We start from the raw sequence: 18,768 nt of genomic DNA on the forward strand, positions 1-18,768 counted from the left end.
CCCCGGGCGGGGTCCGGCCTCCGTCGCCGTACCCGGGCGTCAGCCGACGTGGGCGAAGCCCTCCACGCCGCCGAGCGCGTCGGTGGAGGTGGCGGCGCCCCAGCCGTGGGCGCCGGTGTGGATGTGCGAGGTGTGGGCGAGGCCCCACCACTCACCGGCGGCGAACACCGGGTGGGCCGAGGCGACGAACTCGCCGCCACCGGCCAGGCCGACGTGCGCGAACGCCGGGGTGGCGACACCCGCGAGCGCCAGCGCGCCGAAGGCGGTCAGCGCGGCCTTGCCCAGCTTGTTCTTCATTGGATCTGCCCTCTCTTCCGGAGCGCTCGGTCGGAGCGCCCTGCCACTGACACGTGAACACACGCTGCCGTCGGCCGCGGCGCCCCACGCGCCGCACCGACGGCCTGTCACCCGGTCGGCCCGTGCTCGTGGCACGGGCCGACCGGGCCGTCGATCCACCGAAGCCCGGAGGGCCCGGGGACACGTCCCCGGGCCCTCCGTCGCTGCCCTGTGTCGGGATCAGCCGATCAGGTGCGAGACACCCGCGTCGCCCGAGGACTGGGTGTTCTGGCCGACGTTGCAGATCTGCTTCGGGGTGCTGTTCAGGATCGGAACCTCGACCGGAACGGCGACACCGAGGACGGCGACCGCGATGTTGTGGACCTCCGGCAGGCAGATGTTCGCGTTGTCCAGGGTGTGGAAGTTCGGCGAACCGTTGCCGTGGGTGCCGGTCTGGTTGGTGCCGCCGTTGCCCTGGGCGGAGACGGCCGAGCCGTCCGAGTCGGCGATGGCGGAGGCCGAGCCGGCGGACATCGCGATGGCGGCGGCGGCCAGGCCGGCGGCGGCGAGGGACTTCTTGATCATTTCGGGTTTCCTCTCGGGGGATGAATCGGGGAGCGATTCGAAGGGTGGTTCAGGGAGGTGACGCGGGCCGGCAGGTCAGCCGATGAGGTGGGAGACGCCGGAGTCGCCCTTGCTCTGGGTGCCCTGGCCCTGGGTGCAGTACTGCTTGCCACCGCTGTTGGCGATCGGGACCTCGACCGGGACGGCCACACCGAGCACGCCGACGGCGATGTTGTGGATCTCGGGGAGGCAGACGTTCGCGTTGTCCAGGAAGTGGAAGTTCGGGCTGTTGTCACCGACGGTGCCGGTGAAGTTGGTCCCGCCGTTGCCCTGGAGGGACGCGGCGGAGCCGTCCGAGTCCGCGATGGCCGAGGCCGGCGCCGCAGCGGCGGCCAGCGCGGCGACGGCCAGGCCGGCGGCGGCGAAGGACTTCTGGATCATGGGGAGATCCCTCTCTGGAATGCTTTTGGTTTCCGTGCGTACAACGCGTAGAACGCTCAGGCCCGGTCTGCGGTCACTGACATTCAGATCAAAGAATGACGGCACGGAAGGTTACGGGGATTTTTGAAAAGAGTCCGGGAGGCGCGGCGTCCGGGGGTTTCCGGTCGGATTATTAGGCCGAACCGGTTAACCGCCGCAATCCGGGCTCCGGGTGCCTCGTTGAGACAGATTGCTTTCGGCTGCGCCCTGTGCGGCCGAACCCCCCAGATCCCCAGTACGGACAGGCAGAACGGTGAAAAGCATGAAGTTCTCCAAGCGGGCCGGCGCGATGCTGCTGGCGGTCGGTGCGGGCATGCTCGCCTCCCCGGGGGCGGCCTCCGCCGCCGCGGTCAACCCCGATCAGGTCGGGGCCCTGGAGGACCGGCTGGCCACCCAGCAGGTCCCGGTGGACGTGCCGCTCGCCCCGTTGGACAGCCGGCTCTCCGGCGGCGTCCCGACCTCGCTGCTGATGCCGGCCGTGCCCGGCCGCACCACCGGCAACGAGCTGCTCCCGGAGCAGATCGTGCCCGGGGTCGCCACCGGCAAGGTCGGGCCGTCGGCCAAGGCCGAGCTGCCGCTGCCGCTGGTCGACCAGGGCGCCGACCTCGGCGAGCTGCTGCTGGAGGCCCCGGCCGCCCCGCTGCACGCCGACACCCCCGGGATCGGCCTGGGCAAGCCGCTCGCCCTCGCCCAGGACGGCACCGGGCAGCTGGCCGACGGCACGCTCAAGGTCGGCGAGATCGACCCGCGACTGATCACCGGCGCGGTGCAGGCCGTCCCGGGCGCCAAGGCGACCCTCGGCAACGAGGACGAGCGGATCTCCGTCACCGACTCGGTGGGGAACCTGGCCGCGACCACCACCGCGACCACCACCGGCGTCGTGGACCAGACCGGCCTGGCCGGGCTCTCGGCCGTGCGGAGGCGGGGGCTCAGCCCGGCAGGGTGCCGAGCAGCTGGCCGACGACCGGCAGGTCCCGCGGGCCGCCGCCGGCGCTCAGCGGGCCGGTCAGCGTGCTGGTGCTGACCGGGGCCAGACCGGTGTCCTCCGGCTGGACGGTCGCGCCGTTGTTCAGCACGTCGGCGGAGGAGTTGGCCCACGGGTCCAGACGCAGGTCCTTGACCGGCGCGATGCCGTAGCCGAGGCCGGTGGTGGTGCCGCCCAGCGCCTGGGCGAGGTCGGTCTTGGCCAGACTGGCGCCGCCCTCGGCCGGCGCCGCGTGCGCCGTGCCGGCGCCGGCGCCGAGCAGCATCGCGGCGCCCAGGGCGGCGGCCAGGCCGGCCCCGCTCTTCATCGAAACCGTGCTCTTGGAAACCGTGCTCTTCGCAGCCGTGCTCTTGGCAGCCATGCGAAATCACCCTTCGGGGGATCGGGTCCCCGGGCGGCCGGACTGCGCCCGGGTATGCCGAACTGCCCCCGGCCGGCTGGACGGGGGCAGTTCGGCCGGTACGCGTGCCGATCGGATCAGCAGTCGTCCGCGTCGTGGTGCGGGTGCGCGTCCACGTTGGCGCAGCTGTTGCCGAACGCCGGGTTGAGCAGGCCGACCACGTCGACGGAGTTGCCGCACAGGTTCACCGGGATGTGCACCGGCACCTGGAGCTGGTTGCCGGAGAGCACGCCGGGGGAGCCGGCGGCGACGCCCTCGGCACCGGAGCTGGCGGCGGCGGAGCCGGCCGCGCCCAGCACCAGGCCGGCGGCGGCGGCGGAGAGGACGGCGGCCTTCTTCACGTTCTGCATGGGGGTTGATCTCCTCGATCACACACGGGTGGAGCGGGCCGCACCCCGCTGTGGGCGGGGTGCGGCACGGACTCGGTGGAGCTGCTGTCGCCGGTGCGGCGACCGCGGGTTCAGCCGATGTTGGCGCAGTGGTTGCCGAACGCCGGGTTCAGGATGCTGACGATCCCGATGGAGTTGCCGCAGACGTTGACCGGGATGTGCACCGGGATCTGGATCTGGTTGCCGGAGAGCACACCGGGGGAGCCGGCGGCCACGCCCTCGGCGCCGGAGCTGGCGAACGCGCCGCCGGCCGCGCCGACGACCAGGCCGGCGGCGGCGAGGGACAGGACGGCGGCCTTCTTGAGGTTACGCATGTGGTTCTTCCTCCGTTTTCTGCCCGACCGTAAATGGAATTAGTCGGGAGCCGGGCGAAGGGAAATCATCGCCCGCTGGCTTCTGGGATTGCCGTGATTGTCACTCTGGCGGCCCAAGTGGCGCGTGTCGCCCGTGGCTTGGACGATGGAGCGGCCGCCGCTGCACCGCACGTCGCGAGGAATTCCCGCACGGCCGGGAACAACTCGCGCAGACGCGCGACCAGGAGCAATTCCGGACGGGGTCGGACCGGCGGCGGATCTCCCGGAGTCGAATGGGCCGCCCGGTGGGCGGGGCGGCCGTTGCGCGCTGGGTCAGGCGTTGGCGCAGTGGTTGCCGAACGCCGGGTTGAGCAGGCCGACCACGTCGATCGCGTTGCCGCACAGGTTCACCGGGACGTGCACCGGGATCTCGACCTGGTTGCCCGAGGCCACCCCGGGCGAGCCGGCCGCGACGCCCTCGGCGGACGCGCCGTGGGCGTGGTGGGCGGCGGCGACGCCGGCGCCGGCGGCCAGCAGGGCGGCGGTGGCCGCCGTGCCGATGACGCCGTGGGCGAGCTTGCGCATGTGCGGTACTCGATTCGTCTCGTGGGCCTGTGCGGAGCGGGTTCCGTCAGGGAGAACGAGGCAGTGCCCGGGGGGAAACGGTCGGGCCCGGTGATCACTCGAATGCCGGGAGTCGGTCCCGTTGGGCCACTCGGGTGACAAAGGGGGCGTCGCAGCAACCGGGTCGGACGGGTGTCGTTCTAGATGTCGCACTCCCCGTGCATCTCTGTCGAACAGTCAGGAGGCTCCTATGAGCATCAAGAAGACGGCCGCCGTCGGTGCCGCCGTGGTAGGCATCGTGGCGGCCGGCGCCGGCACCGCGATGGCCAGCTCCGGCGCCGAGGGTGTCGCCGCGGGTTCCCCCGGCGTCATCTCCGGCAACCAGCTGCAGGTCCCGGTTCACATCCCGGTCAACCTGTGCGGCAACACGATCAACGTGATCGGCCTGCTGAACCCCGCGTTCGGCAACCACTGCGTCAACGCTGGCTGATCTGCGCCCGGTTCGGCCGGCGCGAGCCGCCGTCCCGCGCTTCCCTCCTGGGGCGCGGGGCGGCGGCTCTCCGTGTTCGCGGCCGCGCTCGCGGCCATGCGGGGCGTCGCGGCGGGTGCTGTCCGGAGCCTTGTTGCGTTACTTGTCAGTACCTAGAATGTGAGACCTGCTCACCTTTCTTTGCTCCGAGCCGTCCGGCGCCCCCGGTCGGGCGGTCCCCCACCCCGCAAGGAGTCACGTGTGATCAGGTCACGTCTGTCAGGCGCGCGCAGACCCCGGTCGGTCGCGCACCGGTCCCCGTACGGCGCGCTGCTCGCGACGGGCGCCCTCGTCGCCACCCTCGGCCTGGCCGGTGCCCCCGCCGCCCTCGCCGACACCGGCTCGGCCGCCGCCCCCGCCACCCGCCCGGCCGCGATCGTCGCCCTCGGCGACAGCGCGATCTCCGGGGAGGGCGCCGGCACCGACACCGGCGACGGCTACTTCCCCGAGACCGACTCGCCCACCAACTACTGCCACCGACACCCGAAGTCGGAGATCTTCGTCACCGGCATCCCCGACGTCACCCCGGTCGACCTCGCCTGCTCCGGCGCCCAGACCGGCGACCTGGTCAGCGACCCCGCACTGGCCGCGATCACCGGCCCCGGCAGCGGGGACTTCGGCGAGCGCAAGCAGGACGTCCAACTCGCCGAGGTGGCGGGCAAGTACGACGTCAAGCTGGTCGTCGTCACGATCGGCGCCAACGACGACTTCGACTTCAGCGGGATCATGATGCACTGCCTCGCGCAGTACTTCCCGATCCCCAAGGACCAGGGCTGCCGCGACACCATCGGCAGCAAGGAGATCGCCGGGCGGGCCGAGCGGGTCCGCCCCAAGGTGGTCGCGGCGCTGCAGAACATCCGTCAGACCATGCGCAAGGCCGGCTACGCCGACTCGGCCTACCAGCTGGTCTACCAGTCCTACTTCAACCCGATCACCCCGGACATCCGCCGCAACGACTACCTCGGCAAGATCGCCGACGGTTGCCCGGCGTTCCCCGAGGACCTCGCCTGGGGCCACAACTGGGTGGTGCCGCTCTTCAGCGACATGCTGCGCGGCGCGGCCGAGCAGGTGCCCGGGGTCCGGTACCTGGACCAGCGGCGGGTCGCCTTCGGCCACGAGGTCTGCGCCGAGTGGACCAGCTCCCCGTACGAGTACACCAACGGGGACGTGATCAACCTCGCCGAGTGGGTCCGCAACGGCTGCGACCAGCAGATCGGCATCCCCGGCCTCTGCATGAACATGGTCCGCCAGTCGTACCACCTGCGGGTGGCCGGCTACCGCGGCGAGGGCGTCTGCCTCGGCCGGTTCTACGCCAGGACGGACCAGCAGCAGGCCTACTGCACCCTCGACCAGCAGAACACCACGTCCATCCAGCCGCTCACCCCCGGGAAGCCGTTCGCCGACGCGCCCGAGGACGGCGCCTGGTACCAGCTCACCTCCGCCGCCGACGGCAAGGTGCTCGACCTCTCCGGCGGCGGCACCTACGGCGACTCCACCAACGGCCGCGGCGCCATCACCTACACCGCCACCGGCGGGCTGAACCAGTCCTTCGTCCTGGAGGTCAAGCAGGGCGGCAGCTACGAGCTGGACTTCAGCGGCAACCGGAACATGTGCCTGGACGCCAACGCCGGCTCCACCGCCCCCGGCACCCGGCTCCAGCAGTGGGGCTGCAACGGCGGCGGCAACCAGCACTGGGTCTTCAAGCCGGCCGGCGACGGCCTCTACAAGCTGGCCGACTCCCAGGACCAGAGCAAGGTCGCCACCGCGAGCGGCAGCCTCGACGCCAGGGGCAACGCCCTGATCGAGCTCGCCACCGACACCGGCGCCGCCGGCCAGCTCTGGCGGCTCACCAAGCTCGGCATCGTCTACCTGCACGGCTGACGCACCCCGTCACCCCGCCGCCGCCCCCAACCGGGCGGCGGCGGAGCCGTCCACGGGATAGGGCAGCTCCACCGGCACCAGCGAAACGTCCCCGCTGCGCCGGACCGCGTCGGCGTCGGACGCGCGCCCCGGTGGGCGCCACCCGGTTTCCCGTGGTGGGTCCGGTCCTTCGGCGTGTCCGGGACGGAAGGTTGGCGCGAGTCCTCGAACCCCAGTGCCGTAGGCTCGCTCGGCGGCGCGATCGTGGCCGCGCCGATCACGAGCGGGGGCGGGGAGTCCAGAGCTGATGAGCACGGCATCGAGTACATCGAGCACGGAACCGGCGAGCGCGGAGCCGTCCGGCGCCGGGGCGGCCCCGGGCGACGCCGAGCGGCAGGGGCGCTTCGCCGCCGCCGTGGACCGTTTCGCGCCCGCGCTCGGCGCGTACGCGGTGGTGAAGGCCACCGGCCTGACCGTCTTCCTGCTGCTGCTCTCGCACACCGGCGACTTCCTGAGGAAGGACCCGGGCCGAGGTGGCGGCGCCCAGCCCTGGGACGTGCTCGGCACCTGGGACGGCATCTGGTACCAGCGGATCGCCGAGAACGGCTACGACCCGCAGCTGATTCCGCTGCACGGCTACCCGCTCGCCACCTACTACGAGAACTCGGCCGCCTTCTTCCCGCTCTACCCGTGGCTGATGCGCCTGGTCGGCGCCGTCACCGGCCTCGGCCCCTACGGCTCGGGCATCGCGGTCTCGGTGCTGGCCTCGTTCGTCGCGGCGGCCGGCATCTTCGCCGTCGCGGAGCGGCTCGGCGGCTTCCGGGCCGGTGTGACCGCCGCGGTGATCTGGGGTCTCTTCCCGGGCTCGGGGGCCGAGTGGGCGGTCTACTCGGACTCGCTGTTCGTCGCGATCTCCGCCTGGGCCTGCTACTGCGTGATGACGCACCGCTGGCTCGCCGCCGGACTGCTCGCCTTCGCGGCCGGCCTCAACCGGCCCACCGCCGCCGCCCTGATCGCGGCCGTCTCGATCGCCGCGCTGGTGGCCCTGGTCCGGCGGACGGACGGCGTCGCGCGACCGCTGACCGCGATGCTGATCACCCCGTGGGGCCTGCTCGGGTACGTCGGCTGGGTCGGCTACCGGATGGACGACTGGGGCGGCTACTTCAAGCTGCAGCGCGGCGCCTGGAACCGCTACTTCGACTGGGGCGCCTCCACCTCGCGCACCTTCCTGGACGTGATCACCGGGCACTGGGACTTCTGGCAGTCCAATCCGGCGCCGGACCTCATCGCGGTGGCCCTGCTGATCGCCCTGCCCGGGCTGCTGGTGCTGCTGCTGCGCACCCGGCCGCCGCTGGTGCTGGTGATCTACACGCTGCTGACCGTCTTCACCGCGCTGAGCAGCAACCAGATCTTCGGCAACATCTCGCGCTACCTGCTGCCCGCCTTCCCGCTGTTCATCGGCCTGGCGATCGCGCTGCGCCGGGTGCGGCTGTCCACGATGGTGGGCCTGTTCGCGATGCCGACGCTCGCGGCGGGCTGGTACGCCGGGTACGCGCTGTTCGAGCTGGGCATTCCGTAGGCCCTGCCGTCCCCACGCGGCGCCCGGCCCGCCCCCGGACTATTGGTTGGTCACGGGATCATCTGCCGGCAGACGGCCTTGCTACGCTCGGACGCATGACGACGAGCCCGCCCGTGCGCCAGATCCGCGACCTCTCCGGCCTGCTGGACCACGCCAGCCATGTGCTGGCGACCCGGATGGCGGCCGCCTTCACCGAGCTCGGGATCACCCCGCGCGCCTACTGCGTGCTGTTCCACGCGCTGGAGACCGAGCGCACCCAGATCCAGCTGGCCGAGCTGTCGGACCTGGACAAGACCACCATGGTGGTCACCGTGGACGAGCTGGAGAAGGCGGGCCTGGCGGAGCGCCGTCCGTCCGCCACCGACCGCCGGGCCCGGATCATCTCGGTGACCGAGGCGGGCGAGCGGGCCGTCGAGCGGGGCACCGCGATCGCCGACGCGGTGCACCGCGAGGTGCTGGAGTCGCTGGCCGAGCCCGAGCGGACGGTCTTCGTCTCGGCGCTGACGCAGCTGGTGGGCGGGCACCTGGCGGAGCCGGTGGAGAGCGACCGGACGGTTCGACGGGCCCGCCGCTCCCGGAGCTGAGCATCCCGAAGGGGACCTTCCCGAGAAAGATAGTCCCGAACAAAACAATCTGCTAGCGTCATACCCGGTACTCGACGAACCGGGAGACCCGCCATGACCACCACGCACGCCCCGCTCGCACCCGCCCCGACCCGGGCCGCCTCCGCCCGCTCCCGCGCCCTCGCCCTGGCGGTGCTCTGCGCGGGGATGCTGATGATCATCCTGGACGGCTCCATCGTCACCGTGGCCCTGCCGGCCATCCAGTCCGACCTCGGCTTCTCGTCCGCCGACCTGACCTGGACGGTCAACGCCTACCTGATCGCCTTCGGCGGCCTGCTCCTGCTGGCCGGCCGGCTCGGTGACCTGATCGGCCGCAAGCGGGTCTTCGTCGCGGGGCTCGCGCTGTTCACCGCCGCGTCCCTGCTCTGCGCGGTCGCCACCGGCCAGGGCATGCTGATCGCCGCCCGCTTCCTCCAGGGCGTCGGCGGCGCGATGGCCTCCGCGGTCAGCCTCGGCATGATCGTCACGCTCTTCCCCGAGCCGGGCGAACGCGGCCGGGCCATCGGCACCTTCAGCTTCGTCGGAGCGGCCGGCGCCTCGATCGGCCAGGTCCTCGGCGGTGTCCTCACCCAGGCCCTCAACTGGCACTGGATCTTCCTGATCAACCTGCCGCTCGGCCTGGCCGCAATCGTGCTCGCGGTGCGGGTGCTCGACGCCGACCGCGGCCCGGGCCTGCGGGCCGGCGCCGACGCCCTCGGTGCGGTGCTGATCACCGCCGCCCTGATGCTCGGCATCTACACCATCGTCGGTACCGGCGAGCACGGTTGGGCCTCCGCCCGGACCCTCGGCCTCGGCGCGCTCGCCGCCCTGCTGCTGGCCGGCTTCCTGCTGCGCCAGGCCCGCGCCGCCCAGCCGCTGCTGCCGCTGCGGATGCTCCGCTCCCGTACCGTCGCCGGCGCCAACCTGGTGCAGGTCCTCGCGATCTCCGGGCTGTTCGGCTTCCAGATCCTGCTCGCGCTCTACCTGCAGAACGTCCTCGGCTACGGTGCGGCCGCGACCGGCCTGGCGATGCTCCCGGCGGCGCTCTCCATCGGGGCGGTGTCGTTGTTCCTCTCCGCCCGGCTGAACGCCCGCTTCGGCGAGCGCAACGTCCTGCTGGCCGGTCTGGCCCTGCTGGTCGCCGCGCTGGGGCTGCTCGTCCGGCTGCCGGCCGACGCCGACTACGCCGTCCACCTGCTGCCGACCATGCTGCTGATCGGCGGCGGCGGTCTGGTGCTCTCCGGTCTGACCGCGCTGGGCATGTCGGGTGCCGGGGCGGCCGACGCGGGCACCGCCTCCGGCCTCTTCAACACCACCCAGCAGGTCGGTGCGGCTCTCGGGGTCGCCGTCCTGACCACTCTCGCGGCCGCCCGGACCGAGGCGCTGACCGGCGCCGGTCACCCCGCCGCGGAGGCCCTCACCGGCGGGTTCCGGCTCGCGTTCACGGTCGCCGCCGCGCTGCTGGCGCTGGCCCTGCTGCTGACGGCCGTCGTCCTGAAGCCGGCGCGGTCCACCGGGGCCGCCGGGCAGCCCGCCGCGCCGCTGCTCTGACACTGCGCGCTTCGCTCGGGCCATCGGGGGCAACCCCGGTGGCCCGCAGGGCTGTCAGGGGTGCGACCGGGGCCGGCTGTCAAGGATTCGGGCGCGGTTCCGGGGCAATTCTCATGTCCCTTCAAGGGAATGTCGGCTATGCCTGCCTTCGTGGTGTTGCGATTCATGACGAAGCGGCCGGAGATCTTCCGGATATGGGCATTAGGTGTGATCATCGCCAAATGCGGGGGGCGGAATCCGCAGCGGGGCGGAAAGGGTGTTCGGCCTCACCCTGCCCCGGTGCGGGTCGGAGCGCGGAGCGGCGCCCGGGGGTCGCGGACCGGCACGGAAGAGCACGAAAGGGCACGGGGGAGCGGCGCGCGAGGGCAGCACGGGAGGGCAGCGCGAGGCGGCCGACGGTGAGGAGCGGCGGCGGCGAAGGAGGCGGGGGCTGCGCGGGCGGCGGCCGGCGGGGCCGGCACGACGGCCACCGAGGGGCGCGGTGCGCGAGTGCTGGGCCGGGTTCTCCGGCCGGCGGCACTTCGCGTCGCGGCGTTCGAGCGGGCCCGTGCCCCGCCGGTCGGTCGGGATCGTTGGCCGACGGTGACCGGGGGCGGGCCGAGCCGGTTCAGGCGGGGCGTTCGGCCTGGGCCAGCGTGACGGCGAGGGAGCGCCAGACCTCGGAGGCGAGGTCGATGTTGGCCGCGTCCTGGGCCTGTTGGGCGAGTTGTTCCAGCTCTCGGATCGCGGCGTCGCGCTCACCGTTCAGGATGCGCAGTTGGTTGCGCAGCATGAGGTGCCGGACGCGGTCCCGAAAGGACAGGTGCTCGGGGTGGTCGCCGAGCCGTTCGCAGAGTTCCCGGGCGGCCGGGTGGTCGTCCTGGTGGAAGGCCAGGTGGGCCTGGAGGGTGAGGAACTCCTGCTGGTGGACCGGCAGGTTGAGCAGTTCGACGGCCGGGGCGGCCTCGCGGAGCCGGCGTTCGGCCTGGTCGGCGCGGCGCGGGTCCATCCGCAGGTAGAGCGAGGCGGCGGCGAGTCTCAGCCGCATCCAGAGCAGCAGTTCCTCGTTGCCGGTGCCCAGCAGGTCCATGGCCTGTTCCAGCAGGGCGGCGGCGTCGGCGTGCCGGCCCTGGCGGATGCGGATGCTGCCGGCCGTCCAGAAGGACTCCGCGCGCAGGGTGACGGGGAGTTCGTCGGCGAGCCGGAGCACCTGGTCGGTGTGGTCCACGGCCTCGACCAGCCGGCCGGTCTCGGCCTCGACGGAGATCAGGACGAGCAGGGTGCGGGTCAGGTCGCCGCGGGAGAGCTGGTGCTCCGTCGCGAGGGCGTAGGCCTCGGTGGCCATCCGGTGGGCGGCGGGGATGTCGCCGGTGATCCTTTGACATCGCGCCAGCTGGACCCGGGCTCTGACCTGCAGATGGGGGTGCTCGATCTGGTCGCTCAGCTCGGTGAGCGACTGCAGGGTGCACTGCTGGTCCTGGCGGGCGCCGCTCTTGCGCTGGTTCTCGGCCAGCATCCAGAGGGACTGCCAGCGCAGTGCGGGGTGGGTGGGGGCGCCCTGCTGCACGGTGTCCAGCAGCATCCGGGTGGCGTCCTCGGTGTCACTCCCGGAGACCACCATGGCGAGCGTCTCGGCGGTGCGGTCGGTCGGCTCGGCCTGGAACGAGGAGAGCGGCAGGTCCAGCTTGTCGCAGAGGTAGGCCACCGCGCGGTCGGTCGGCGGGCGGCTGCCCGACTCCAGACGGGAGAGGTAGGCGGCGGACATGCCGGGCCCCGTCAGCTGGGCCTGCGAGATGCCTCGGTTCTGCCGGATCGTCCGTAGCCGGATGCCGAAGTAGGGCTGTGGCAGGGTTTGGATGGACGTCTGGAGCATGGCGACGACACTGCCACAGCGCCACCGTCATTTGTCAAGCCCGCACTGGGGCCCCGGCAATTCTGTCAAACCGGGGCCCGGTACGCAGTGGATCAGGGCTGGTCGGAGCCGCTCACGGCCACTCGATGTCGCCCTCCTTGCCGTCGGGTACGACGATCGTGATGCCACTTCCCGCCGTGGTCGTGGAGGCCGTGTGGCCCGACAGCGCATGGAGGTTCTGGGCTGCGCCGAATGCGAGGACCACCGCCAGTCCGGTGAGCGCGAGCGTGCGGCGGAGTGTGTTCATCGAGCATTCCCTAGGGTTGTTCAGCAGTGAATCCTGGCGGCGGTACGGGCCGGCTTCCCCCCGATCACTCCGCAGCGGCAACGTAGCTCACCTCGGGTTCTTTGACAAGCATCTGCCAAAGAGATTGACAAACTTGGCAAGCGATCGAAGGGTGCTGTCTTATGAGGCAGTAGCGGAGAAGGGGGTGGGGGTAGTGACGGGGGCTGTCACGTCCGAGGTCAACAGCGTGCCGATCGCGGAGTTGAGGCCGGCCGACTCGCCGCGGCTCGCGGGCGAGGACAGCGGACATGTCGAGACGCTCGCACAGAGCGGGACGGCCTTCGACCCGATCCTGGTGCACCGGGCCACCCGGCGGGTGGTCGACGGCATGCACCGGTTGCGCGCCGCGGCCCTGCGGGGCGAGCGCCAGATCAGGGTGCGTTACCTGGACGGGCCGGAGGAGGAGATCTTCATCCGCTCGGTCGAGGCCAATGTGGCGCACGGCCTTCCGCTCACCCTGGGGGACCGCCGGGCGGCGGCCACCCGCATCCTCGGCTCCCATCCGGGCTGGTCGGACCGGGCGATCGCCCGCACCACCGGGCTGTCGCCGAAGACCGTGGGGGCGATCAGGCGCCGTTCGAGCGAGGAAAATCCTCAGTCGAGCGCCCGGGTCGGCCAGGACGGGCGGATCCGTCCGGTGGATCCCGTCGAGGGTCGCCGGGCCGCCGTCGCGCTGCTGACCGAACGGCCCGAGGCGACCCTGCGGGAGATCTCGCAGGCCGTCGGCATCTCGTCCAGCACCGCGCACGAGGTGCGCCGGCTGCTGCGGCAGGGGGAGGACCCGCTCCGGCTGGCCGGCCGGGTCCCGAGGCAGGACCGTCGCGGCCTCCCGGCCCGGTCCGGCCAGGGCGCGCGGTCGCGGACCCCGGAGCCCGACCGGTCGGGCATCCTGGAGCGGCTCGCGAAGGACCCGTCGCTGCGCTTCACCGAGTCCGGGCGGCTGCTGCTGCGCTGGCTGGGCACCCATGACTTCGACGCGCGGACCGGCCAGGAGCTGATCGCCGCCGTGCCGCCGCACTGTGCCGCCGCCGTGGCCGACCTGGCGAGCAGCTTCGCGCGCGAGTGGAGCCGCTTCGCCGACGAGCTGGCCCAGCGGGCCGACATCCCGGACGGTGGCCGCCCCAAGGCTTCTTGACGCTCGATCACGAGCGTTGCGAGGATCGACGCGCTGCTGCCGTGAGTGCGACGAGAGCCACCGGCGCGGTGGCTCTCCGCGCGTTCGTCCCGCCTTCCTCCGTGCTCGGCGCCCGCAGCGCGCCGACACCGCAGGCTCCGGATCCCGAGCCCGCGCCCTGGCCGGCCGGACCGCGACCATCCCTGCTTCCGACCACCAAAGGAGACGGCCGTGGCGCCAGCCACCGAGTCCACTGTCGACATCGCCATCGTCGGAGCCGGCCCCGCCGGCCTGTACGGCGCGTACTACGCCGGGTTCCGCGGTCTGACCAGCGCGGTCATCGACGCGCTGGAGCAGCCGGGCGGCCAGGTGGCCGCGCTCTACCCCGAGAAGCGGCTGTACGACGTGGCCGGCCATGTCGCGGTCAAGGGCCGGGAGTTGATCGACAACCTGCTGGAGCAGGCCGCGACCTTCGAGCCCCGCTACCTGCTCGGGCAGACCGCGACGACCCTCGTGCCGAACGGCGCCGGGTGGGAGATCACCACCGACGCGGGCAGCCGGATCCTCGCCGGGGCGGTGGTGATCTCCGCCGGCATCGGCCGCGTGGTGCCCCGCACCCTGCCGTGCTCGCTGCCCTACGAGGGCCGGGGCGTCGCCTACCACGTGCCCCGGCTGGAGGAGCACCGCGACCGCGACGTGGTGATCGTCGGCGGCGGCGACAGCGCGGTGGACTGGGCGCTGGCACTGGCCCCGATCGCCCGGTCGGTCACCGTCGTCCACCGGCGCGGCAGCTTCCGGGCCCACGAGCACAGCGTCAAGCAGCTGTACGCCGCCCCGGTCCGGGTCGTCACCGACGCCCAGGTCACCGCCTGCCACGGCGCGGACCGGCTGGAGGGCGTGACCGTCGGGACCCCGGCGGGCGAACTGGCGCTGCCCGCCCAGGCCCTGGTCGCCGCGCTCGGCTTCTCCTCCCAGCTGGGCCCGATCGCCGACTGGGGCCTGGCGCTGGAGAACCGCCAGATCCTGGTCGACGCCGCCATGCGGACCAGCCTGCCCCAGGTGTACGCGGTCGGGGACGGCTGCACCTACGAGGGCCGGGTCCCGCTGATCTCGGTCGGCTTCGGCGAGGCCGCCACCGCGGTGAACCACGCGGCCGTGGCGCTGCGCCCCGGTGCCCAGCTGGCCCCGGAGCACTCCTCCGACTTTCCGCAGTCCGGTCCGGCCTGAGCCGACGACCGCCCCGACGCGCTCCGGCGCGTGCCGCCACACCGATGAGAGGAAGCCAATGATGACGACACCTCAGATTGAGTCGGGCCAGTTCAGTGACGTGATCCCCGGAGTGGTCGACGGGACGGTCACCGCCACGCTCGACGCGGAGGGCAACGTCTCCCTCCACGTCCTGGTCGGCCGGCACGGCCGGAACTCCGAGCGGTGCGACCACATCGAGTTCATCCTGACCGAGGAGAACGCCCGGCAGCTGGGCGAGATGCTGACCACCGCCACCGCCGCGCGGACCGGTCCGGTGCCCTGCTCGGTGGGCGTCCGGCTGAACTCCCCCTTCAGCGGGACCGAAGCGGACCTCGCCTCCGCCGGTCCGTCGGCGCGTTGAGCTACGCGCTGACGGCCTCCCAGGTCGTTCGCATGCTCGGCGACTGGCGGGCGGCCGGGCCGGCCTACGCGGACCTGGCGGAGGCGTTCCAGGTGCTGATCTCCGACGGCCGGCTGCCGGCGGGAGCCCGCCTCCCGGCCGAGCGGACCTTCGCCGCCCAGTGCGGGCTCAGCCGCAACACCGTCACGGCGGCCTACCGGATCCTGCGCGAGCGGGGGTTCCTGGCCAGCGACCGCGGGGCGGGCTCGTTCGTCCGGCTGCCGGAACCCGGCCGACGGACCAGGGCCCCGTACTCCCTGGCGGCCCGCAGCGCCGGGTCGATCGACCTGGCGGTGGCCTCGCTGCCCGCCCCCGAGGCCGTCCTCGGCGCCGCGACCAGGCTGGCCGCCGGCGATCTCGGCCGGTACTCGCACCTGCTCGGCTACGACGTGGCGGGCGTGGCCGACCTGCGCCGGGCGATCGCCGAGGACTTCACCCGACGGGGCGCCGCGACCGACCCCGGCCAGATCCTGGTCACCGCGGGCGCCGACCACGCGCTCGGCCTGATCATCCGCCTGCTGTCCCGCCCGGGCGAGGCGCTGATGACCGACAGTCCGACGTACCCCAACGTCATCGACCTGACCAGGGCGCTGAATCGACGGCTGCTGACCGTGGGTCTCGGCGCGGACGGCTGGAACACCGACGTCTGGAAGTCCGCACTGCGCCAGGAGGCACCGCGGCTGGCCTACCTGATGCCGGACTTCCACAACCCGACCGGCCTGGTGATGCCGGACTCCGCGCGGTCCGCGATCGTCGACGCCTCGCGCCGCTCCGGCACCTACCTGGTGGTCGACGAGGCGCTGCGCGACCTCGCGCTCGACGGCGAGGAGCTGCCCCCGCCGATGGCCTCCTACTCGACGCCCGATCACGTCATCACCATCGGCACCATGAGCAAGACCTGCTGGGCCGGCCTGCGGGTGGGCTGGATCCGCGCGTCCAAGCCGGTGATCGCCCGGCTGATCGGGCTGCGCAACCTCGTCGACACCGGCAACTCGCTGCTCACCCAGCTCATCGGGCTGCGGGTGCTGGAGGCCGGGGACAGCCTGCTGCGGGAGCGGCGGGAGCTGCTGCTGGAACGCCGCCGGGTGCTGGTGAACCTGCTGGCGCGGGACTTCCCCGACTGGCGGTTCTCCCTGCCGCACGGCGGACTCTCGCTCTGGGTGGACCTCGGGGCCCGGCTGGGCTCGCCGCTGGCGCACGCGGCGGGCCGGCGCGGGGTGGAGATCCTCTCCGGGGGCCGGTTCGGCGTGGACGGCACGCTGGAGAGCCACATCCGGATCCCGTTCGTCGCCGACGAGCGGACGCTGGTCGCGGGCTGCGAGCGCCTCGCGGAGGCCTGGCGGGAGGTCCTGCTGAGCAGCCGGGGGAGCCGGCGGGCGCAGGCGGCGGCCTGATGCCGGCGGGCCGCCGTCACGGCGCCAGCGCCAGCGGCGCCCCGCCCGCCGGCGCGGGCGCGCTCGGCAGTTCGCGCATCCGTCGCAGCGGCGAGAGGAGGACCGGCAGGACGGCGAAGAGCTCGCCGACGACGCCCACCCACATCGCCTGCCGGACGCCCAGGCTCTGTCCGAGCACGCCGCCGATCAGCGCGCCCAGCGGCATCGCGCCCCAGACCAGGAAGCGCACCGTCGCCGTCATCCGGCCCAGCAGCGGCTTCGGGCAGAGCTGCTGGCGGAACGCCACCCCGGTGATCTTGAAGGTCATGAAGACCACCCAGCCCAGCGCCTGGAGCGCCAGGGCGATCGCGAACCGCCAGTCGGCCTGGTACATCGGCAGGGCCAGCAGCCACAGCACGGCGCTGGTGATCATCGCCGCGCACATCGCCGGCCCCTGGCCGAACCTGGTCACGATCCGCACCGTGACCAGGCTCCCGATCAGGCCGCCCACGGCCTCCGCGGTGAACACCAGACCGCACAGGAACGGCGACAGGTGGAGTTCGCCGGCGAGCAGCACCAGCAGCATCGAGGCGCCGATCGTGCCGCACATGTTGGAGATCGCCGCGGTGAGGGTGATCGACCGCAGCAGCTTGTCGCCGAAGACGAACCGCAGCCCCTCGCCGATCTCGGCCCGCAGGCTCGCGTCCGGACGGATCTCGGGCCGTTCCTCGGGCCGCTTGATCCGGCCCACGAAGAGCGCCGAGAGGACGAAGCTCACCGCGTCGACCACGATCGCCACCGGCGCGGTCAGGGTCCCGACCAGCACCCCGCCCACGCCCGGCCCGCCGACCTGGATGGTGCTGCGGCTGGCCTCGATCTTGACGTTGGCCTCCACCAGCTGCCCGTCCTCCACCAGGTGGGGCAGGTAGCTGCCGTGCGCCGCGTCGAAGAACGCGGTGCAGACCGACATCCCGAAGGCCACCCCGTACAGCTGGAGGAGCGTCAGGCAGTCCAGCCAGGAGGCGATCGGGACGGAGGCGAGCAGCGCGGCCCGGCCCAGGTCGCCGAGGACCATCACGCGCCGCCGGCGCACCCGGTCGACCCAGGCGCCGGCCGGCAGGCCGATGAGCAGGAAGGCCAGGTACTCGAAGGTCACCAGCAGGCCCGCCTGGAAGGGCGTGGCGTGGAGCGTGCCGATCGCGACGAGCGGAAGGGCGATGAGCGTGACGGCCGTTCCCGCCTGGCTCACCGAGTCGGCCGCCCAGAACCGACGGAAGTCGGTATGGCGGAAGAGACTGGTGCGAGGCGCTGTCATGGCCGCCAACACCACCACCCTGGAGCCGGAACGGCCATTGTTTTAGTCTGGGCGAAAACCTCGCACGGCGGCCGGGAGGACGAGGCCATGGGTGAACTGCGGTTCGGCGTGCACGACATCGTCAACATCAGGTTCGCGATCTCCCCGCTCTGGGAGACGGTCGCCAGCCTCCGGGCGGTCGCCGACCCGGGTCGGCACGTCGTCCACCTCCCCTGGATCAGAAGGGCGCTGGCGCTGCGGCAGGACCGCGGCCTGGTCGTCCGCACGGCGCCGCTCTCCGCGTTGCTGCTGCCACTGCACGACGACGGGCCGGCCTTCCTGACGCCGTCCCCGCGCTGCCCGCTGGCCGAGATCGAGGAGGAGCTCGCGATCCTGCTGGCCACCCCGGCCGAGGAGGTCCGGGCCGGTCTCGGCGCCGCCTGCCCGGTGCAGCCCCGGTCGCCGTTCGGGCGTCGGATCGCCGAGGACCCGGAGCGGGCGCTGCCCGAGCTGGCCGACGCCGTGCACGCCTGGTGGCTGGCGGCGGTCAAGCCGCACTGGCCGCGGATTCGCGCCGTGCTGGAGGCCGACATCGCCCACCGCACCCGCCAGCTCGCCGAGGACGGCATCCAGCAGGTGCTGGGCGGCCTCCACCCGAGCCTGCACTGGGCCGGGGACCGGCTGGTGTCGCCGGACCTCCCGGCCGCCGGGCTCGACCTGGGCGGCGCGGGCATCACCCTCACCCCCAGCGCCTTCGCCGGCCGGTTCCACCTGCTGCCCGGCCACCGGTCGACCCCGCCCGGCGCGGTCTACCCGTCCCGGGCGCTCGGGGTGCTCTGGGAGCGCCGGGAGAGCGCGGGTGACGGCCTGGCCCGCCTGCTCGGCCGCAGCCGGGCCCAGCTGCTGGCCTGCACCAGCTCGCCGACCACGACCACGCAGCTGGCCGCCCGCACCGGGCTCAGCCTGGGCGCGGTCTCCCAGCACCTCGCGGTGCTGCGCGACGCCGGGCTGGTGACCAGCCACCGGTACCGGCGCGAGGTGAATTACACGGTCAGTGACCTGGGGACGGCCCTGTTGCAGCAGGCGTAGT

Annotated in this window: 21 protein-coding genes; 11 read left to right on the forward strand and 10 right to left on the reverse strand. The window is 72.8% G+C overall.

Annotated elements, in window-relative coordinates:
• Positions 1 to 39: 39 nt before the first annotated feature.
• The 3 genes from ACFVYI_RS07445 to ACFVYI_RS07455 form a co-directional block, all read right to left on the reverse strand.
• Positions 40 to 297 (reverse strand): hypothetical protein, encoded by a 258-nt coding sequence (locus ACFVYI_RS07445; protein ID WP_387882193.1) that lies wholly within the window; start codon positions 295 to 297, stop codon positions 40 to 42.
• 219 nt (positions 298 to 516) lie between these two features.
• Positions 517 to 861 (reverse strand): rodlet layer protein, encoded by a 345-nt coding sequence (locus ACFVYI_RS07450; protein WP_387882194.1) that lies wholly within the window; start codon positions 859 to 861, stop codon positions 517 to 519.
• Between the two features lie 75 nt (positions 862 to 936).
• A complete protein-coding gene (locus ACFVYI_RS07455) occupies positions 937 to 1,281 on the reverse strand; it encodes a rodlet layer protein (RefSeq protein ID WP_313764319.1) in 345 nt (114 codons plus the stop codon).
• A 301-nt stretch (positions 1,282 to 1,582) separates the two neighbouring features.
• On the opposite strand from ACFVYI_RS07455, the gene ACFVYI_RS07460 reads away from it, so the two are divergent.
• Positions 1,583 to 2,344, forward strand: a complete 762-nt coding sequence (locus ACFVYI_RS07460) for a hypothetical protein (RefSeq protein WP_387882195.1) — start codon at positions 1,583 to 1,585, stop codon at positions 2,342 to 2,344.
• Here the strand turns inward: ACFVYI_RS07460 and ACFVYI_RS07465 are convergent.
• The 4 genes from ACFVYI_RS07465 to ACFVYI_RS07480 all read right to left on the reverse strand — a co-directional run bounded on the left by ACFVYI_RS07465 (position 2,250) and on the right by ACFVYI_RS07480 (position 3,972).
• A complete protein-coding gene (locus tag ACFVYI_RS07465; protein WP_387882196.1) occupies positions 2,250 to 2,666 on the reverse strand; it encodes a hypothetical protein in 417 nt (138 codons plus the stop codon). The two genes, ACFVYI_RS07460 and ACFVYI_RS07465, sit on opposite strands and share 95 nt — an antisense overlap.
• 116 nt (positions 2,667 to 2,782) lie before the next feature.
• Entirely contained in the window at positions 2,783 to 3,055 is a 273-nt protein-coding gene (locus ACFVYI_RS07470; protein ID WP_387882197.1) for a chaplin, read from the reverse strand.
• Between the two features lie 110 nt (positions 3,056 to 3,165).
• On the reverse strand, positions 3,166 to 3,408 hold the full coding sequence (locus tag ACFVYI_RS07475; protein ID WP_387882198.1) for a chaplin: 243 nt from the start codon (positions 3,406 to 3,408) through the stop codon (positions 3,166 to 3,168).
• A 312-nt stretch (positions 3,409 to 3,720) separates the two neighbouring features.
• Positions 3,721 to 3,972 (reverse strand): chaplin, encoded by a 252-nt coding sequence (locus tag ACFVYI_RS07480; protein ID WP_387882199.1) that lies wholly within the window; start codon positions 3,970 to 3,972, stop codon positions 3,721 to 3,723.
• A 229-nt stretch (positions 3,973 to 4,201) separates the two neighbouring features.
• On the opposite strand from ACFVYI_RS07480, the gene ACFVYI_RS07485 reads away from it, so the two are divergent.
• From ACFVYI_RS07485 to ACFVYI_RS07505, 5 genes are all read left to right on the forward strand, one after another.
• Positions 4,202 to 4,441 (forward strand): chaplin, encoded by a 240-nt coding sequence (locus ACFVYI_RS07485; RefSeq protein WP_387882200.1) that lies wholly within the window; start codon positions 4,202 to 4,204, stop codon positions 4,439 to 4,441.
• A gap of 240 nt (positions 4,442 to 4,681) precedes the next feature.
• Positions 4,682 to 6,361, forward strand: coding sequence for an RICIN domain-containing protein (locus tag ACFVYI_RS07490; protein ID WP_387882201.1), 1,680 nt, complete (start codon positions 4,682 to 4,684; stop codon positions 6,359 to 6,361).
• Positions 6,362 to 6,647: 286 nt separating this feature from the next.
• Positions 6,648 to 7,919 carry a hypothetical protein gene (locus tag ACFVYI_RS07495; RefSeq protein ID WP_387882202.1) on the forward strand — a complete coding sequence of 424 codons (1,272 nt, stop codon included), beginning with the start codon at positions 6,648 to 6,650 and terminating at the stop codon, positions 7,917 to 7,919.
• A gap of 95 nt (positions 7,920 to 8,014) precedes the next feature.
• Positions 8,015 to 8,503 carry a MarR family winged helix-turn-helix transcriptional regulator gene (locus tag ACFVYI_RS07500; RefSeq protein ID WP_387882203.1) on the forward strand — a complete coding sequence of 163 codons (489 nt, stop codon included), beginning with the start codon at positions 8,015 to 8,017 and terminating at the stop codon, positions 8,501 to 8,503.
• A 93-nt stretch (positions 8,504 to 8,596) separates the two neighbouring features.
• Positions 8,597 to 10,072 (forward strand): DHA2 family efflux MFS transporter permease subunit, encoded by a 1,476-nt coding sequence (locus ACFVYI_RS07505; RefSeq protein WP_387882204.1) that lies wholly within the window; start codon positions 8,597 to 8,599, stop codon positions 10,070 to 10,072.
• A gap of 607 nt (positions 10,073 to 10,679) precedes the next feature.
• Here ACFVYI_RS07505 and ACFVYI_RS07510 read toward each other — a convergent pair.
• Together ACFVYI_RS07510 and ACFVYI_RS07515 are read right to left on the reverse strand one after the other, a co-directional pair.
• Positions 10,680 to 11,924, reverse strand: a complete 1,245-nt coding sequence (locus ACFVYI_RS07510) for a helix-turn-helix domain-containing protein (RefSeq protein ID WP_387882205.1) — start codon at positions 11,922 to 11,924, stop codon at positions 10,680 to 10,682.
• 112 nt (positions 11,925 to 12,036) lie between these two features.
• Positions 12,037 to 12,210 carry a hypothetical protein gene (locus ACFVYI_RS07515; protein ID WP_387882206.1) on the reverse strand — a complete coding sequence of 58 codons (174 nt, stop codon included), beginning with the start codon at positions 12,208 to 12,210 and terminating at the stop codon, positions 12,037 to 12,039.
• Between the two features lie 193 nt (positions 12,211 to 12,403).
• Here ACFVYI_RS07515 and ACFVYI_RS07520 point away from each other — a divergent pair, with 193 nt between their 5' ends.
• From ACFVYI_RS07520 to ACFVYI_RS07535, 4 genes are all read left to right on the forward strand, one after another.
• A complete protein-coding gene (locus ACFVYI_RS07520) occupies positions 12,404 to 13,384 on the forward strand; it encodes a ParB N-terminal domain-containing protein (RefSeq protein ID WP_387882207.1) in 981 nt (326 codons plus the stop codon).
• 210 nt (positions 13,385 to 13,594) lie between these two features.
• Positions 13,595 to 14,590: an NAD(P)/FAD-dependent oxidoreductase gene (locus ACFVYI_RS07525; RefSeq protein ID WP_387882208.1), complete on the forward strand. Its 996-nt coding sequence runs from the start codon at positions 13,595 to 13,597 to the stop codon at positions 14,588 to 14,590.
• Between the two features lie 61 nt (positions 14,591 to 14,651).
• Entirely contained in the window at positions 14,652 to 14,972 is a 321-nt protein-coding gene (locus ACFVYI_RS07530) for a hypothetical protein (RefSeq protein WP_387882209.1), read from the forward strand.
• On the forward strand, positions 14,969 to 16,405 hold the full coding sequence (locus tag ACFVYI_RS07535; RefSeq protein ID WP_387882210.1) for a PLP-dependent aminotransferase family protein: 1,437 nt from the start codon (positions 14,969 to 14,971) through the stop codon (positions 16,403 to 16,405). The genes ACFVYI_RS07530 and ACFVYI_RS07535 overlap by 4 nt, the downstream gene beginning before the upstream one ends.
• A gap of 16 nt (positions 16,406 to 16,421) precedes the next feature.
• Here ACFVYI_RS07535 and ACFVYI_RS07540 read toward each other — a convergent pair whose 3' ends face one another.
• On the reverse strand, positions 16,422 to 17,699 hold the full coding sequence (locus ACFVYI_RS07540) for an MFS transporter (RefSeq protein WP_387882211.1): 1,278 nt from the start codon (positions 17,697 to 17,699) through the stop codon (positions 16,422 to 16,424).
• 87 nt (positions 17,700 to 17,786) lie between these two features.
• Here ACFVYI_RS07540 and ACFVYI_RS07545 point away from each other — a divergent pair, with 87 nt between their 5' ends.
• Positions 17,787 to 18,767 (forward strand): ArsR family transcriptional regulator, encoded by a 981-nt coding sequence (locus ACFVYI_RS07545; protein ID WP_387882212.1) that lies wholly within the window; start codon positions 17,787 to 17,789, stop codon positions 18,765 to 18,767.
• Position 18,768: the final 1 nt, after the last annotated feature.

This window comes from Kitasatospora sp. NPDC058218 (assembly GCF_042882445.1).
Classification (GTDB): domain Bacteria; phylum Actinomycetota; class Actinomycetes; order Streptomycetales; family Streptomycetaceae; genus Kitasatospora.

Bases quoted from the DNA above. Each gene is read 5' to 3' on its own strand.
- ACFVYI_RS07445 (WP_387882193.1), bottom strand. From the start codon at position 297: ATGAAGAACAAGCTGGGCAAGGCCGCGCTGACCGCCTTCGGCGCGCTG.
- ACFVYI_RS07450 (WP_387882194.1), bottom strand. From the start codon at position 861: ATGATCAAGAAGTCCCTCGCCGCCGCCGGCCTGGCCGCCGCCGCCATC.
- ACFVYI_RS07455 (WP_313764319.1), bottom strand. From the start codon at position 1,281: ATGATCCAGAAGTCCTTCGCCGCCGCCGGCCTGGCCGTCGCCGCGCTG.
- ACFVYI_RS07460 (WP_387882195.1), top strand. From the start codon at position 1,583: ATGAAGTTCTCCAAGCGGGCCGGCGCGATGCTGCTGGCGGTCGGTGCG.
- ACFVYI_RS07465 (WP_387882196.1), bottom strand. From the start codon at position 2,666: ATGGCTGCCAAGAGCACGGCTGCGAAGAGCACGGTTTCCAAGAGCACG.
- ACFVYI_RS07470 (WP_387882197.1), bottom strand. From the start codon at position 3,055: ATGCAGAACGTGAAGAAGGCCGCCGTCCTCTCCGCCGCCGCCGCCGGC.
- ACFVYI_RS07475 (WP_387882198.1), bottom strand. From the start codon at position 3,408: ATGCGTAACCTCAAGAAGGCCGCCGTCCTGTCCCTCGCCGCCGCCGGC.
- ACFVYI_RS07480 (WP_387882199.1), bottom strand. From the start codon at position 3,972: ATGCGCAAGCTCGCCCACGGCGTCATCGGCACGGCGGCCACCGCCGCC.
- ACFVYI_RS07485 (WP_387882200.1), top strand. From the start codon at position 4,202: ATGAGCATCAAGAAGACGGCCGCCGTCGGTGCCGCCGTGGTAGGCATC.
- ACFVYI_RS07495 (WP_387882202.1), top strand. From the start codon at position 6,648: ATGAGCACGGCATCGAGTACATCGAGCACGGAACCGGCGAGCGCGGAG.
- ACFVYI_RS07500 (WP_387882203.1), top strand. From the start codon at position 8,015: ATGACGACGAGCCCGCCCGTGCGCCAGATCCGCGACCTCTCCGGCCTG.
- ACFVYI_RS07505 (WP_387882204.1), top strand. From the start codon at position 8,597: ATGACCACCACGCACGCCCCGCTCGCACCCGCCCCGACCCGGGCCGCC.
- ACFVYI_RS07510 (WP_387882205.1), bottom strand. From the start codon at position 11,924: ATGCTCCAGACGTCCATCCAAACCCTGCCACAGCCCTACTTCGGCATC.
- ACFVYI_RS07515 (WP_387882206.1), bottom strand. From the start codon at position 12,210: ATGAACACACTCCGCCGCACGCTCGCGCTCACCGGACTGGCGGTGGTC.
- ACFVYI_RS07530 (WP_387882209.1), top strand. From the start codon at position 14,652: ATGACGACACCTCAGATTGAGTCGGGCCAGTTCAGTGACGTGATCCCC.
- ACFVYI_RS07540 (WP_387882211.1), bottom strand. From the start codon at position 17,699: ATGACAGCGCCTCGCACCAGTCTCTTCCGCCATACCGACTTCCGTCGG.
- ACFVYI_RS07545 (WP_387882212.1), top strand. From the start codon at position 17,787: ATGGGTGAACTGCGGTTCGGCGTGCACGACATCGTCAACATCAGGTTC.